The organism is Melaminivora jejuensis, from assembly GCF_017811175.1.
GTDB classification, from domain to species: Bacteria; Pseudomonadota; Gammaproteobacteria; order Burkholderiales; family Burkholderiaceae_C; genus Melaminivora; species Melaminivora jejuensis.
Window position 1 is genome coordinate 1,718,348 of the sequence record NZ_JACWIJ010000002.1, and the last position, 15,059, is coordinate 1,733,406.

The 15,059-nt window shown below is 70.3% G+C and carries 9 protein-coding genes and 1 pseudogene; 7 read left to right on the forward strand and 3 right to left on the reverse strand.

Features of this window, described 5'->3' with window-relative positions:
- Positions 1–12: 12 nt before the first annotated feature.
- The 3 genes and pseudogenes from IDM45_RS08240 to argH all read right to left on the reverse strand — a co-directional run bounded on the left by IDM45_RS08240 (position 13) and on the right by argH (position 8,701).
- A pseudogene (locus tag IDM45_RS08240) lies at positions 13–6,050 on the reverse strand (alpha-2-macroglobulin family protein).
- Positions 6,051–6,105: 55 nt separating this feature from the next.
- A complete protein-coding gene (locus IDM45_RS08245) occupies positions 6,106–7,092 on the reverse strand; it encodes a Bug family tripartite tricarboxylate transporter substrate binding protein (protein ID WP_209422405.1) in 987 nt (328 codons plus the stop codon).
- Between the two features lie 124 nt (positions 7,093–7,216).
- Positions 7,217–8,701 carry an argininosuccinate lyase gene (gene argH, locus IDM45_RS08250; protein ID WP_209422406.1) on the reverse strand — a complete coding sequence of 495 codons (1,485 nt, stop codon included), beginning with the start codon at positions 8,699–8,701 and terminating at the stop codon, positions 7,217–7,219.
- Between the two features lie 76 nt (positions 8,702–8,777).
- Between argH and IDM45_RS08255 the strand changes: the two genes are divergently transcribed.
- The 7 genes from IDM45_RS08255 to IDM45_RS08285 all read left to right on the forward strand — a co-directional run bounded on the left by IDM45_RS08255 (position 8,778) and on the right by IDM45_RS08285 (position 15,047).
- Positions 8,778–9,830, forward strand: a complete 1,053-nt coding sequence (locus IDM45_RS08255; protein WP_209422407.1) for a sensor histidine kinase — start codon at positions 8,778–8,780, stop codon at positions 9,828–9,830.
- Between the two features lie 171 nt (positions 9,831–10,001).
- Positions 10,002–11,663 carry a cbb3-type cytochrome c oxidase subunit I gene (locus IDM45_RS08260; protein WP_209422408.1) on the forward strand — a complete coding sequence of 554 codons (1,662 nt, stop codon included), beginning with the start codon at positions 10,002–10,004 and terminating at the stop codon, positions 11,661–11,663.
- Positions 11,653–12,318 (forward strand): cbb3-type cytochrome c oxidase subunit II, encoded by a 666-nt coding sequence (locus IDM45_RS08265; RefSeq protein ID WP_209422409.1) that lies wholly within the window; start codon positions 11,653–11,655, stop codon positions 12,316–12,318. Before IDM45_RS08260 ends, IDM45_RS08265 begins: the two co-directional genes overlap by 11 nt.
- A gap of 11 nt (positions 12,319–12,329) precedes the next feature.
- The gene (locus IDM45_RS08270; protein ID WP_209422410.1) at positions 12,330–12,926 is read left to right on the forward strand and encodes a c-type cytochrome; all 597 of its coding nucleotides are present in this window, start codon (positions 12,330–12,332) and stop codon (positions 12,924–12,926) included.
- Positions 12,926–13,597 carry an SCO family protein gene (locus tag IDM45_RS08275; protein ID WP_209422411.1) on the forward strand — a complete coding sequence of 224 codons (672 nt, stop codon included), beginning with the start codon at positions 12,926–12,928 and terminating at the stop codon, positions 13,595–13,597. The genes IDM45_RS08270 and IDM45_RS08275 overlap by 1 nt, the downstream gene beginning before the upstream one ends.
- A complete protein-coding gene (locus IDM45_RS08280; protein WP_232654141.1) occupies positions 13,594–14,241 on the forward strand; it encodes a hypothetical protein in 648 nt (215 codons plus the stop codon). The genes IDM45_RS08275 and IDM45_RS08280 overlap by 4 nt, the downstream gene beginning before the upstream one ends.
- A 44-nt stretch (positions 14,242–14,285) precedes the next feature.
- A complete protein-coding gene (locus IDM45_RS08285) occupies positions 14,286–15,047 on the forward strand; it encodes a LytR/AlgR family response regulator transcription factor (RefSeq protein WP_209422412.1) in 762 nt (253 codons plus the stop codon).
- The last annotated feature ends 12 nt before the right edge of the window (positions 15,048–15,059 follow it).

Here is a 15,059-nt window from a genome sequence, read left to right on the forward strand (position 1 = left end):
GCAGCGCGCCGCTCAGCGCTGGCGCACCTGGACGCCGGCATTGGGCGCCACACCATACATCTCGGGAGCATAGAGGGCTTCGACCCGGCTGGCCGGCAGGCTGAAATCGCCGGCGTTGTTCAGCCGCACGGTGTATTGCATGGACACCGAGCCTTTGGGCAGGTGCTCGTAGTAGCTGCGCAAGGCCTCGAAGCTGCGCTCCTCGTAGGCCGGCCAGCCCCGGCCCTGGCGTTTCTCGCCCTCGGTGGCGATCTCCGAGTCGCGCCCCAGGCCGCTGCCCAGGATGGTGGCGCCGGCGGGGATGGGGTCGGTGATGGCCACCCAGGTCATGTCGGCGCTGCTGGTCACCTCCAGCGTCACGCGCAGGATGTCGCCCCGGCTGTACTGGCCGGCGGGCAGGCTTTTGTCGGCCTGCTCGACGGGGGCGATGCTTTTCCTGATGCTGAAGCCGGCGGCAAAGGGCGCGCTGACCGGCACCGCCGTCAGCGACTGCAGCGTCAGCCAGGGCCGGCCCGCACCCTGATGGGTGACGTTCAGGGTCTGCCCCTTGTCGCCTGCTTCTGCCGCCGCCGGCCAGGGCAGCAGCAGCTGGTTGCCCGTCAGGGCGCCGGGCGTGGCCGGTGCGCCGAACACGCTGGCCTGGTGCATGGCGCCCTGCGCATCGGCGCTGGTCAGGCGGCGCACCTGCGCCCAGTCCACTGCAGCGCTGGCGGCGCCCAGGCTGGCGCGCGTGTGGCCGGCCACCGGCGTGGACTCGAACCTGGCGCTGAACTGCTCCAGCGCCAGCGCGCCCCACAGGTTGGCCGTGGTGGTCAGCCAGGCCCCACCCTGCTGGCGTGCGATGAAGCCGCTGGCCAGACGCGGCAAGTCGTCCTGCCAGGCGGGCTCATCCAGCACGGCCAGCAGCAGGCGTGCCAGGTTGACCTCGGCGCCCTGCATCAGCCACCACCAAGCATCGCCGTCCTCGGTGGCAAAGCCGGCGCGGCTGCCCTGCCAGGACAGGCGCGCGCGCAGGATCTGCAGGGCCTGCTGCCGGTGCTGCTGGCGCTGCGGGATGCCGTCCAGGCGCTGCAGCACGTTGAGCCAGTCGATCACGGCGTGCGTCGGCCACTGGTCGGGCGCGATGGTGATGCTCGAGAGCATGGCCACCTGGGCCTTGCCGTAGCGCGACAAGGCCTCGATGGCGGCGAGCTTGCGCACGTCCAGATCCTTGCGCGGGCTCCAGAAGTTGCGCTGGATGCGGCCCTCGACGAAGGCGCTCAGGCCGCGCTCCAGCGGCTCGCGCGCCTCGGGCGGCAGGGCGAACTGCGGGTGCTTCCGGGCGGCCTCGTGCGAGGCCGCCAGCAGGTAGCTGCTCAGGGCGTCGCTGCCCCGGTGGCTGCTGCCGGCGGACGGCGGGAAGTACTGCGCCAGGCCGTCCTCGTCCAGATAGGTCGGCAGCTGCGCCACGATGGTCTGCCAGAGTTTTTCATCCTGCAGGCCGATGGCGCGGCTGGCCTGCTGCTCCAGGCAGGTGTAGGGGTAGCGCGCCCACCAGTCGCGCACGCCGGGCAGGCCGGCAGCCAGCCGGGGGCTGAAGGCCAGGCGCAGGCCGCCGTGGCCGGGCAGCGCGCCGGCGGGCGGCGCCACCTCGCGCGTCAGCTGGCCGTCCAGCTGCACCAGCGTGGCCTGCTGCACGGTGGTCGGCACGGCGGGAACGATGCGTTGGCTGACCTTAAGGGCGTCGCGTGCGCCGGATCGGGTATCGCGCGCCTCGATCTCCCACAGCAGGGCCTGCACGCGCGTGCTGCCCAGCTGCTCGGGGCGGTCACGTCCCAGGCCAGCTCGCGCGACTCGCCAGCGGGCAGGTCGATGCGCTGGGGCTTGAGCTCCAGCAGCGTGGCGCGCGGGCTGACTTCGACCTGCATGGCGTGCGCCGTGGTGTTGCGCAGCGTGAACTGGGCGCGCAACCGGTCGCCGCCGCGCACCAGCGGCGGCAGGCCACTGACGATCTGCAAGTCCTGCGTGGCGCGGATGCTGGCGCTGCCGGTGCCGAACAGCCCCACTCCGGCATCGGCCACGGCCACGACCTTGAAAGTGGTGAGCGCGTCGTTGAGCGGCACGGTGACCCGGGCCTGGCCCTGGGCATCGAGCCGGATGGCCGGCTGCCACAGCAGCAGCGTATCGAGCAACTCGCGCGTCTGCGCCCGCCCGCCGCCGCCGCCTGCCGGCACGGCCTTCTTGCCGTAGTGGCGCCGGCCAATGATCTCCATCTGCGCGGTCGAGGTCTCCACGCCCCAGGAGCGCCGCGCCAGCATGGCTTCCAGCAGGTTCCAGCTGCTGTTGGGCATGAGTTCCAGCAGCGCCTGATCGACGGCGGCCAGCGCCACCTCGGCCCCGGCTGCCGGCTTGCCATCGGGCAGCTGCGCGGTGATGGTGACCTGCGCCTTGCCGCGCACCGGGTAGCTGGCCTGGTCGGCCTGCACGCGCACGGCCAGCTGGTGGGCGGCGGCGCCGACCTTCAGTTCGGCCACGCCCAGGCGGTAGGCCGGCTTGGCCAGATCGACCATGGCCGTGGGCGCGACGTATTCGCGCCCCTCGTGCCAGAAGGCGTTCCACCACTCGCGCGGCGCCTTGAAGCCCCAGGTGAAGAAGCTGTACCAGGGCACTTCGCGCAGGCGCCCGCGCAGCGCCAGCACGCTGACATAGACGTTGGGCGCCCAGCCGTCCTCGATCTTCAGCTCTATGGTCGGATCCTGGCCGCTCAGCTGCACCACGCGGGTGTCGAGCACGCCCTCGCGCTCGATGGCCACCAGCGCGGTGGCGAAGCGAAACGGCATCCGCACTTGCAGCCGGGCGGTCTCGCCGGGGGCGTAGGATTTTTTCTCGGGCAGCACATCGATGCGGTCGTGATCCTCGCCGCCGAACCACAGCTCGCCCCGGCGCGTGACCCAGATGGACGTGGCAGCCTCGGCCTCGTTGCCGTCGGCATCGCGCGCCGTGGCCACCAGTTCGACCTCGCCCGGCTCGTCGAGCCTGACATCGCACAGCAGCAACCCACGGCTGTCGCTCTTGCCGGTACACACGGTGCCCAGGTCGCGCGTGTGCGTCTGGTTGTCGTAGCTGTAAAAGCCCCCGACCAGGCGCTTTCTGCTGGTGGTGGTGCTGCGGGCAATGGCCTGCACGGCCAGCGGCACGCCGGCCTGCGGCTGGCCATCGGGCGACAGCGCCAACGCCGAAAAGCGCACGCGGCTGCTGCTGGCGGCCCAGCCCTCGGCCTTGATGCCGGCCACCACCGCCGCCGGCCACAGGGTCTGCGTGCTGCGCAGCGTCTGCACCTCGCCGCTGGGGTCGGCGTAGCTGGCCTCCAGCACCAGCTCCTGCGCCTGGCGCGCGCCGGGCAGGTGCTCGATGGTGACGCGGCCTGCGCCGCTCTTGTCCAGCGTCAAAGCCAGCTTGTCGGCCACCACGCGCGCATCCTGGCGCGCGGCGGCCTCCTCCTCGTCGCCCCCATCGCCATTGCCGTTGCCGCTGCCGTCCTTGCGCCGGGCCTGGAAGCTGAAGGCGTCGTAGTCGGCGAACTGCAGATTGCGCTCGCGCACCAGCGCCGACACGCGCACCGGCAGCCGCGCCGCCGGCCCGCCCGCCACATAGCTGACCTGCACATCGACGGGCAGGCTGCGCGCGCGCACCAGGGTCTTGCTGTCCGCCGGGGCGATGCGCCCCTGCAGCACCGGCAGGCGAAACTCCTCGACGCGGAAGCTGCCGCTGTCGAAAGTGCGTGCGCCCTGCTCTGCCTCGCTGGTGCGCAACTGCACCTGGTACAGCCCCAGCTTGGCAGCCGGCGGGATCTTGAACTCGCCGTGCGCGCTCAGGCCGCCGGTGGCCGTGGCGCGCCAGTGCAGCGCCTGGGTGAACTCCTGGCCGCTGCCGACGTGGGTGATGACCAGCTCGCCCGGCCTGTCCTTGGGCAGGCCGAAGCCCGCCCCGGTCTGGCTGCGCAGCAGGTGCTTCATGGACAGCGTCTCGCCGGCGCGCAGCAGCGTGCGGTCGAAGATGGTGTGCGCCAGCACGTCGGGCTGGGCGCCGCTGCCGATGGGCAGGTTGAAGCGCCAGGGTTCGATGCCGCGCTGCCAATCGCTCCAGGCAAAGGCCAGATCATCCCCGGCCCGGGCGCTGACGAAGTAGGCGCGGCGCCACTCGCCCTCGCCGCTGCAGCCCGGCGGCTCGGGCGACAGGTCGGCAAAGCGGGCGACGCCCTGCTCGTCGGTATTGGCGCTGGCCAGCTCCGTGCCATCGCACGAGGACACGCGCACGCGCGCGCCGGCCACGGGCTGGCCCTTGTCCAGCGTGGTCACCCAGGCGGCGGCGTTCTCGCGCCCGAGCTTGAAATGCACGCCCAGGTTGGTCACCAGCGCCGTGGTGCGCACGTACATGCTGCGCTGCGCGCCGTGGCGTGCGTCCAGCAGCGAGGCGCCCAGCAGCGGCGAGGCGATCTCCACCACGGAAAAGCCCGGCGCCAGCGGGATGCCCACGACCTCGAAGGGGCGCGGGTCGTCCTTGCCGGCATGGGGCACCTGCAGCGTCTGCACGCCGGCGCGGCCCACCAGCAGCGAGACCATGCGCGACTGCACCCTGTCTTTGTCCTCATCCTCCAGCACTGCGGGCAGCTTGGCCTGCACGTCGCGCCGGGCCTGCTTGCGCTCGACCCAGAAGTCGTCGTAGCGCTGCACGCGGCGCAGCCAGGCAATGATCTCGGCGTCGCCCCGGGGCTGCAGGGTGCTGACCTGGCTGGCCGGCTGGTTGGCCGGGGCGCTGCCGGCGCCGGGCTGCAGGCCCTGCACCGCCAATTGCGCCTCCACCTTGCGCAGCGTCACCGGCAACAGGGCCGGGCCGTCCTGGCCTTCGGCGTAGCGCTCGATGATGCCGAAGGGCGCGGCGGCGAACTTGGCCAGCGGCGGCATGGCGCCGGTGGCCACGATCATGGGAAAGCTCTGCGCGTTGGCCGGTGCGCGGCCTGCGTCATCGACAAAACCTGCCGGCAGCGTCAGCGTATAGCTGCCCTGCACGGCAAAGGGCGGGGCGAAGCTGACGCCGTTGACCAGCGCATCCGCCGGGGTGGCGCTGGCCGCGCTCGTGGCGGCATCCTCATCGCCGTCGCCATCCAGGCGCGGCTCCAGCGTCTGGCCCGCGCCCTTGAGGCGGATGGCGCGCGCCAGCTTGGCCGGCACTGGCGCGTTGAAGGACAGGCGCAGGGGCCGGATCGGCAGGCAGGCGGCCTGGGCGTTCTCGCGTTCGCAGGAAAAATCCAGCGCAAAGGGCGCGCGCACCTGGTAGTCGAAGCGTTTTTCCACGCGGTTGGCGATGCCGCTGGGCGTGGCCACGCCGGCGCCAAAGACCAGCTGCATCCGGCTGCCGGCAGTGAGCCGGCGCACACAGGACAGGGCCGCGTAGCGCTGCGGCGCCTTGGCCGCTGCCTTGGCCACGTGCGCGGCGGCCAGCAGCTCCTCGCGCGCCTTGCCCTCCAGCAGCCGCACGGGGATGCGCTCGCCCACGTCCTCGGCCACGCACCAGACATGCTCGGCCACGCTGGCCGGCGCAGCCGGGCCGTTCAGGCGCAGCACAAAGGCCTGCTCCTCGTCGATGTCCTGCCAGGAGCCGGGATAGACCTGCTGGACGAACGGCCCGCCACTATTGAATTGATAGCTGGAAGCGCTTTCCAGTAGCTGGTTTGCGGTTGATTTGAAGCCTGAATTGGCGCTCAGGGTGCAGCGCACGCCGGGCGGCAGATCCTGCGCCAGCTCATAGACCCATTCGCGCTCGCTGTTCCAGCGGCCCGCGCCGCGCGCGGCGTCGGCATCGCTGCAGGCCAGGGTGAAGGGTGCCGGCGCGCGCGCATCGCCAAACTGCACGGCGGCGCCATCGAACTTGACGACCACCTGGCGCACCTGCGCCACCTCGCCCTGCGGCGACACGCTGGTCACGCTGAGCGCCTGCGCCAGCGGGGCACTGGCCATCAGGCACAGCGCAGCCAGCGTGCGGGCGGTTCGCCATGTGGTGGTGGAGGACATGAGCGTTCCTTTGTCGCAGGTGCTGCGCCGGGCGCCCGGCGCGTGCAGGAGTGTCTTATTGCGGCGTGAAGCCCGAGTCGCGGATGATGCGCGTCCACACTGCCGTGTAGGCGCGCTCGCGCTCGGCCAATTGCGCCGGTGTCATGAAGCCCACCGTCAGGCCCATATTGACCAATTGCTCGCGCACTGCCGGCTGCGCCACGACCTGCGCCAGCGCCTGGGAAAAGCGCGTCAATTGCGCCTCGGGCGTGCCCGCCGGGGCATAGAAGCCGTAGTAGGGCGTGTCCTCGAAACCCTTGAGGCCCAGCTCATCGAAAGTGGGCACGTCGGGCAGCGCATCCTGGCGCTTGCCGCCCAGCACGGCCAGCATCCGCAGCTTGCCGGCGCGGTGGTTCTCGATGAAATCCTGTACCGAGGCGATGCCGGCAGGAATCTGGTTGCCCAGCATGTCGCCGATCATGGGCGCGCTGCCCCGGTACGGCGCCGACACCAGATCCAGGCCGTAGCGCTGGCCCAGCAGCTTGACCAGGAACTCGGGCGTCGAGGCCGGCGCCGGGATGCCGATGGCGCTCTTGCCGCCCTGCTTGCGCTTGACCCAATCGACGAACTCCGGGAAGGTCTTGGCCGGCGTGCCGGGCGAGACCGCCAGGCCGTTGACGAAGGTGGCAAAGCCGCCAGCGGCAACGAAGTCGCGCGCCGGCTCGAAACCGGCGTTCCTGACCACCTGCGGCAGGATGGAAATGGTGTGGTCGTGCGTCAGAAACAGCACGCTGCCGTCGGCGGGCGCGCTCTTGAGCGCCAGCGCGGCGATCTGGCCGCCGGCGCCGGGGCGGTTTTCCACGACCACGGTCATGCCGAGCTGCTCGCGCAGCTTCTCGGCCAGCAGCCGCCCGATGGCGTCGGTGCCGCCGCCGGGCGGGAAACCCACCAGGATGCGCAAGGTCTTGGCGCTGGCCGCGCCCTCGGCCTGGGCGGCAAGGGCGGCAGGCAGGGCGCTGGCCGCCAGGGTGTGGGCCAGCAGTCGGCGTCGGGTCAGGGTCATGGCAGTGCTCGCAGGATCAGGGTTGGAAACCGGGCAAAAAGCATCAAAATAACAGTGAAATCAGCCGCAAACCCTTACCAGGCAAGCACTGACAGCTATTGTTTTTGATAGTCGATAAAAGCTTTCAAGCCTTCAGGCGTGCCTGATGGCGTTGCAGTTGCGCACGCACCTGGGCCGGCGCCGTGCCGCCCAGGGTGTTGCGCGCGTTCAGCGAGCCTTCCAGGCTCAGGGCCTCGAAAATATCGCCTTCGATGGCCGGGTGGAAGCCCTGCAGCTGCGCCAGGCTGAGCTGCGCCAGATCGACGCCCTGCGCCAGTGCGGCCTTGACGGCGTGCGCCACGGTCTCGTGCGCGTCGCGAAACGGCAGGCCCTTTTTCACCAGGTAGTCGGCCAGGTCGGTGGCCGTGGCATAGCCCTTGAGGGCGGCGGCGCGCATGTTCTCGCGGTTGACCTGGATGCCGCCGCTCTTGGCGCCTGTGGCCGGATCGGGCTGGCCGCCGATCATCTCGGCAAAGATGCGCAGCGTGTCCTTGAGCGTATCGACGGTGTCGAACAGCGGCTCCTTGTCTTCCTGGTTGTCCTTGTTATAGGCCAGCGGCTGGCCCTTCATCAGGGTGATCAGGCCCATCAGGTGGCCGACCACGCGGCCCGTCTTGCCGCGCGCCAGCTCCGGCACATCCGGATTTTTCTTCTGCGGCATGATGCTGGAGCCGGTGGTGAAGCGGTCGGCGATGCGGATAAAGGCAAAGTTCTGGCTCATCCAGACGATCAGCTCCTCGGACAGGCGGCTGATGTGAACCATGACCAGGCTGGCGGCGGCGGCGAACTCGATGGCGAAGTCGCGGTCGCTCACGGCGTCCAGCGAGTTCTGGCACACGCCGTCCATGCCCAGGGCCTTGGCCACGCGCTCGCGATCCAGCGCATAGGTGGTGCCGGCCAGCGCCGCACTGCCCAGCGGCAGCACGTTGACGCGCCGGCGCACGTCGTTCATGCGTTCGGCATCGCGCGCGAACATTTCCACATAGGCCAGCAGGTGGTGGGCAAAGCTCACCGGCTGGGCGACCTGCAGGTGAGTGAAGCCGGGCAGGATGGCATCGACGTTGTGCTCGGCGACTTCGACCAGCGCGCGCTGCACATCCGCCAGCAGGCCGGCGATCAGGTCGATCTCGCCGCGCAGCCACAGGCGCACGTCGGTGGCCACCTGGTCGTTCCTGCTGCGGCCGGTGTGCAAGCGCTTGCCGGCGTCGCCCACGAGCTGCGTCAGGCGCGCCTCGATGTTCAGGTGTACGTCCTCCAGGTCGAGCTGCCAGTCGAACTCGCCGGCCTCGATCTCGCGGGCGACCTGCGCCATGCCGCGCTCGATGGCCGCATGATCCTCGGCGCTGATGATGCCCTGCGCGGCCAGCATCCCGGCGTGCGCCAGGCTGCCGGCAATATCGGCCTGCCACAGGCGCTTGTCGAAGAAGACGCTGGAGGTGTAGCGCTTGACCAGATCGCTCATAGGCTCGGAAAACAGCGCCGACCAGGCCTGCGCCTTGGTGGCGAGCTGATCCTGGGAGGGCTGGGAGGACTGGGCAGGCTGGGTAGGCGGAACGGCGGCAGAGGACATGGAGGGCAATAATCCGGTGAAGATGCGGCTGCGCCAGAGCGGGCGCCACGGTGGCAGGACAGATGCGGGAGCGCAAATGCAAAAGCGGCAAATTTTATCGACCCGCCCGCCCGCCGCCGCCCGGGGCGCGCCGGCGGCGGGCCGGGCGCCGGTCTTCGATGCCTGCCAGGTCGGCGTGGTGCTGCGCGCGGTATTGCTGGTGCAGCTGCTGCTGGGCGTGGCGGCCATGTTCGGCACCGACAGCTTCGAGGGCTGGCTGGCGCAGCTGGCCCTGCTGACCGGCGGCGCGCTGCCGGCCACGCTGGCCTGGCTGCTGGCTGCCTGCGCTGCCCGGCCTGTCCTGGCGCGGCTGGCCGAGCCGCTGCAGTACGCCGCCGGCGCCCTGCTGGGCGCGCTGGCCGGCCTGGGCGCGTGCGCGCTGCTGGCGCCCGTGCTGGACGGCGCCGCACCCTGGCTGGCCAGCACCGCCAGCGGCGCGCTGATCGCCACGCTGCTGGTGGCCGTGCTGGCGCTGCGCGCGCGCGCCCGGCTGCCGGCGGCCACCACGGCGCGCCTGACCGAGCTGCAGGCGCGCATCCGACCGCACTTCCTGTTCAACACCCTCAACAGCGCCATCGCCCTGGTGCGGGACGAACCGGCGCGCGCCGAGGCGCTGCTGGAAGACCTGAGCGATCTGTTCCGCCAGGCCCTGGTCGAGCAGGGCGAGGCGGTGACGCTGGACGAGGAGGTGGAGCTGGCGCGCAAGTACCTGGCCATCGAGCAGGTGCGCTTTGGCGAGCGGATGCGCGTGCAGTGGCAGCTCGATGCGCGCGCCGGCAACGCCCTGGTGCCACCGCTGCTGCTGCAGCCGCTGGTGGAAAACGCCGTCCGGCACGGGGTCGAGCCCGACGAGCAGGGCCTGGCCAAGCTGCGCATCAGCACCGCGCTGCGCGGCAGCCAGGTACGGATAGGCATCACCAACACCCTGCCCCGGCGCGCTGCAGGCACCCCGGCACCTGCCGGCCACGGCATCGCCCAGGCCAATGTGCGCGAGCGCCTGCGCCTGCTGCACGACATCGAGTGCGACTTCCGCGCCAGCGCGCACAAGGGCCTGTACCACGTGCGCATCACCCTGCCGCTGCGCGCCTGAGCTTGACTGCTCGGCAAGCAGGGTTGTAGCCCTGCCCCTACAAAGATTCATGTAACTTGAACTTTACAATCACCTGGCCATGCGTAGCACGGGTGAGCTTTTGCTCCCTTGCGTTGCATCAAGTTTCGGCGCCCGGCACGCGCCATTCGAGAACCAGAGAGGAAACCGGCCATGGACAGTGCCGTCATGAGCCTGCTGGGCGCCTTCCTGCTGTCGATCATTGGACTGTTCGTGTTCATCTGGTCGATGCGCAAGGGCCTGCTGATGGAAAACCCGAGGGCTGCCTCGGTCATCTTCGCCAACGGAGAGATTGGCAAGGTGGACGACCCGGCGCTGCAGCCGGGCGAGCGCGCCGAGCTGCAGGCGGCCGCCGCCGAAAAGGGCGACGCGCCCATGCACCTGCCCGACGCGCATGAGCTGGAGCAGCGCCAGGAGGCCGACCGCTCCAGCGCCTTCCCGGTCTTCATGTTCATCGCCTTTGCCTGCATGTGGCTGGTGCTGGGTTCGGTGGCGGGCCTGACGGCATCGCTGAAGCTGCACATGCCCGACTGGCTGGTCAGCGAGGCCTGGATGACGTTTGGCCGCATTCGCACCGTCCACCTCACAGCCGTGCTCTATGGCTGGATCACCAACGCCTCGCTGGGCGTCATCATCTGGCTGCTGCCGCGCCTGCTGCGCACGCCGCTGATGGGCGCCATGTGGGTCATGCTGGGCGGCGCGCTGATCAACATCGCCATTGCCAGCGGCATCGGCGCCATCGGCGCGGGCTGGACGGATGGCATGGAGTACCTGGAGATGCCCTGGCAGATCGGCCTGTTCATCGTCGCCGGCATGGTCTGCATCATCGGCCCGGTGCTCTACACGCTGGTCAACCGCAAGGTCGAGTCGCTGTACGTCACCGTCTGGTACCACGTCGCAGCCCTGCTGTGGATCACGCTCTTGTTCCTGGTGGCCAAGCTGCCGGGCGTGCATTACGGCGTGCAGCAGGCGACCATGAACTGGTGGTACGGCCACAACGTGCTGGGCCTGTGGTTCACGCCGGTGAGCGTGGGCGCCATCTACTACTTCCTGCCCAAGATCATTGCCCGGCCGGTGCGCTCGTACAACCTGTCCATCCTGGGCTTTTGGACGCTGGCGTTTTTTTATGCCCAGGTCGGCGGCCACCACCTGGTGGGCGGGCCGGTGCCGGGCTGGCTGATCACGCTGTCCATCGTGCAGAGCATGATGATGATCGTGCCGGTGGCGGCGTTCTCCATCAATATGGCCGGCACCATGTGGGGCCGCACGCACCTGGCGCGCCACTCGCCGACGCTGCGCTTCATGATGTTCGGCGGGCTGATGTACATGCTGTCGTCGGTGCAGGGCTCGTTCGAGGCGCTGCGCTCGATCAACCAGATCACGCACTTCACGCATTTCACCGTGGCCCACGCCCACCTGGGCGCCTATGGCTTCGTGACCATGGTGCTGTTTGGCGCCATCTATTTCATGATGCCGCGCGTGCTGCACTGGGAGTGGCCGTATCCGCGCCTGATCACGCTGCAGTTCTGGCTGGCGGCCATCGGCATCCTGATCTATTTCATCGGCCTGTCGTATGGCGGCTGGCTGCAGGGCGTGTACATGCTGGATGCGGCCCGCCCCTTCATGGACTCGGTGGCCGTGACCATGCCGTGGCTCAAGTCGCGCAGCCTGGGCGGCGCGCTGATGGTGGCCAGCCAGGTCATCTTTGTCGGCCACTTCCTGGCCATGGCGCTGCGCTTCGGCCCCGAGCGCACGGGTGCGGCGCTGTTTGCAGCCAAGCGCGCACAGAAACTGGAGCTGGCTCATGGAGAATGAAGTCAAACTCGCCGCCGGCGCCATGGTGACGCTCGGCCTGGCCACCGCCGCCCTGGTGGTGCTGCCCTACATCCAGGTGCGCGATGTCAAGCCGCCCGAGGGTCTGAAGCCCTACACCAGCGCCGAGCTGCGCGGGCGCGCCAGCTACATCGCCAACGGCTGCGTCTATTGCCATACGCAACAGCCGCGCGACAAGAGCTTCGGGCCTGATGCCGAACGCGGCTGGGGCCGTGCCACCGTGCCCGCCGACTACAGCTACGACCGTCCGCACCTGCTGGGCAGTATGCGCACCGGGCCGGATCTGATGAACATCGGCGTGCGCCAGCCCAGCCGCGACTGGCACCTGGGCCACCTGTACCAGCCGCGCGCCTACGTGCCCGGCTCCATCATGCCGTCCTACCCCTATCTGTTCGACATCAAGAACAAGGCCGAGGCGGGCGACGAGGTGCTGAAACTGCCGCCGGGCTACACGCCGGCGGGCAAGGTGGTCGTAGCCACGCCCGAGGCGCTGGATCTGGTCAAGTACCTGCAGTCGCTCAACCGCAGCTACCCGGTGCTGCCGCCCGAGCCCAAGGATGCCGCCGGCGCCGCTGCCCCCGCTCCTGCTTCTGCTCCTGCACCCGCCCCTGCCGCCGCACCGGCGGCGGCATCCTGAGGAGGCCCGCCATGCAACAACCGTCACCTGACTGGAAGGCGCAGCAGCGCGAGCACGCCGATCCCGAGGAAAGCATCCGCCCCATCCCGCTGCTGGCCGTGGGCGTGACCCTGGCGCTGGTGGTCTTCGGCGTGCTCTACATCTTCCTGTCCGAGCCGCTGACGCACTCGCGCCTGGGCGACCAGCGCACCGTGGCCGACCTGGCCGGCCCGGCGGCCCCGGCCGCTGGCGCCGCCGTCGATGGCAAGGCCATCTTTGCCGCCCAGTGCGCGGCCTGCCACCAGGCCACGGGCAAGGGTCTGCCGGGGGTGTTCCCGCCGCTCGATGGCTCGGAATGGGTCACCGGCGACGCCCGCGTGCTGGCCAACATCCTGCTGCACGGCATCAACGGCGAGATCACCGTGGCCGGCAACAAGTACCAGGGCTCCATGCCAGCCTTCGCCCAGCTGAGCGATGCCGAGCTGGCCGGCGTGGCCAGCTACATCCGCAGCAGCTGGGCCAACCAGGCCGAGGCGCTGAGCGATGAGCTGTTCGCCAAGGAGCGCGCCGGCAGCGAGCGCAAGACACCCTTCGAGGGCCAGGCTGAGCTGGAGGCTTTGAAACAGTAGTGTTGCGCACTGCCCTCCTCAGCCTTGTCATGCTGCTGGCCGGCTGGGCCGCTGCCGGCTGGCTGACGCACGACTTCCAGGTCTGGACGGACGAGGGCGCGCGCCGGCTGGAAGTCGCCTTGCGCCCGGTGCCCATGCCTGCCGTACAGGCGCAGGACGGCGCCGGACGGCAGACAGCCCTGCCGGCGCTGCTGGCCGGTGTGCCGGAGCAAGCCGGCGCCCCGCAGCAGTCCCGGGGCGGCGCCACCATCGTGGATTTCTTCTACACGTATTGCGAGACCATCTGCCTGTCGCTGGGCAGCAGCTTTCAGCAGTTGCAGGCAGCGCTGCAGGCCGATATGGCAGCCGGGCAGGACTCGGGCGTACGCCTGCTGTCCATCAGCTTCGACGGCACCCGCGACGATGCGCCGGCGCTGCGGCGCTACGCACATGGACTGCGCGCCGAGGACGGCTTGTGGCGCTTCGTGCGCGTGCCCGATGCGCGCGAGGAACAGGCGCTGCTGGCACACCTGGGTGTGGTCGTCATCCCCGACGGGCGCGGCGACTACGAGCACAACGCCGCGCTGCTGGTCTTCGATGCTGCGGGCCGGATGCGCCGCGTGTTCGACCTGGCCGAGCAGCAACTGGCCCTGGACTACGCGCGCCACCTGGCGCGCAAGGGCAGCCCATGACCTCCGCCGCTGCGCGCCTGGGCGCACCCCTGCAGCGGCTGCGCCATCTGGCCGCTCCGCTGCCGCAGGCTGCCGCCGGGGCCGCGCTGCTGCTGGTGCTGGCCCTGGCGCCGCTGCGCGCGCTGCTGGAGGCCAGCATGTGGCGCCACATGGTGCTGCAGTTTCCGCTGTGGCTGCTCGCCGGCGCGCTGCTGGCTGCCGCCCTGCCCCCTGACACACGCGCCCGGCTGGCACGCTGGAACACCCTGGGCATCGCCGGCCTGGTCTGGACGGCGACGGTGCTGGCCGTGCTGATGGTGCCGCGCGTGCTCGACCTGGCGCTGCGCGTGCCGGCCATCGAGCTGCTCAAGTGCGCTGCCCTGGTGCTGGCCGGCGCGGCGCTGCGCCTGTCGTGGCAGCCGGCGGGGCGGGTGGTACAGGGCTTCTTCCTGGGCAACGTCCTGCCCATGATGGTGGTGGTCGGGCAGCTCTATGTCGATTCGCCGCTGCGCCTGTGCAACGCCTATCTGCTCGACGATCAGGAGCGCCTGGGCCGCTGGCTGATCGCGCTGGCTGCAGCCCTGGCCGTGGCCTGGATCGTGCGCGTGTTCTGGCAGCTGGCACAGCGCGAGCAGGCCGGCGCGGCACAATCGCCCGATCGATAGCGCCGCCGCACTGCCGGGGCGGCCATCCTGTCCCCCTTTGCCCCATGCACATCCTGATCGTGGACGATGAAGCCCTGGCGCGCAGCCGCCTGCGCCGCCTGCTGGACGATTGCCGGGCCGGCCATCAGGTCAGCGAGGCGCGGCACGCCGGCGAGGCGCTGGCGCTGCTCGCCGACCCAGCAGCGCATCCGGTGGATGTGCTGCTGCTGGACATCCGTATGCCTGGCATGGACGGCCTGGCACTGGCGCACGAGCTGCAGCGCTTGGCCGAGCCGCCGGCCATCGTCTTCGTCACCGCGCACACCGACCATGCGCTGGACGCCTTCGAGCTGGACGCTGCCGACTACCTGACCAAGCCGGTGCGCCTGGAGCGCCTGCAGCAGGCCCTGGCCAAGGCGCAGCGCGCGCGCGCCCTGGCCATCGGCGGCGCCCCGGCCAGCGCGCCCCTGCCGCTGCACGACGGCGAGGCGCTACTCATCCACGAGCGCGGCCGCACCGAGCGCGTGCCTCTGGCCGAGGTGCTGTACCTGCGCGCCGAGCTGAAATACGTCACCGTGCGCACACTCTCGCGCAGCTACATCCTGGACGATGCCCTGACCGAGCTGGAGGCGCGCCACCCTGAGCACTTCCTGCGCATCCACCGCAGTACCCTGGTGGCACGCCGCGCCCTGCGCGCCCTGATACGCGAGGGCAGCGCCGAGGGCAGCGAAGGCGAAAGCTGGGCCGTGCGCCTGCACGGGCTGGCGCAGCCGCTGCCGGTCTCGCGCCGGCAGGTGACGGCGGTGCGCGAGGCACTGAGCGGCTGAGGCGCTGCGCCA

Coding starts and splice junctions, on each gene's coding strand:
- argH (WP_209422406.1), bottom strand. CDS start 8,701: ATGTCCTCTGCCGCCGTTCCGCCTACCCAGCCTGCCCAGTCCTCCCAG.
- IDM45_RS08280 (WP_232654141.1), top strand. CDS start 13,594: ATGACCTCCGCCGCTGCGCGCCTGGGCGCACCCCTGCAGCGGCTGCGC.
- IDM45_RS08265 (WP_209422409.1), top strand. CDS start 11,653: ATGGAGAATGAAGTCAAACTCGCCGCCGGCGCCATGGTGACGCTCGGC.
- IDM45_RS08255 (WP_209422407.1), top strand. CDS start 8,778: ATGCAAAAGCGGCAAATTTTATCGACCCGCCCGCCCGCCGCCGCCCGG.
- IDM45_RS08245 (WP_209422405.1), bottom strand. CDS start 7,092: ATGACCCTGACCCGACGCCGACTGCTGGCCCACACCCTGGCGGCCAGC.
- IDM45_RS08270 (WP_209422410.1), top strand. CDS start 12,330: ATGCAACAACCGTCACCTGACTGGAAGGCGCAGCAGCGCGAGCACGCC.
- IDM45_RS08260 (WP_209422408.1), top strand. CDS start 10,002: ATGGACAGTGCCGTCATGAGCCTGCTGGGCGCCTTCCTGCTGTCGATC.
- IDM45_RS08285 (WP_209422412.1), top strand. CDS start 14,286: ATGCACATCCTGATCGTGGACGATGAAGCCCTGGCGCGCAGCCGCCTG.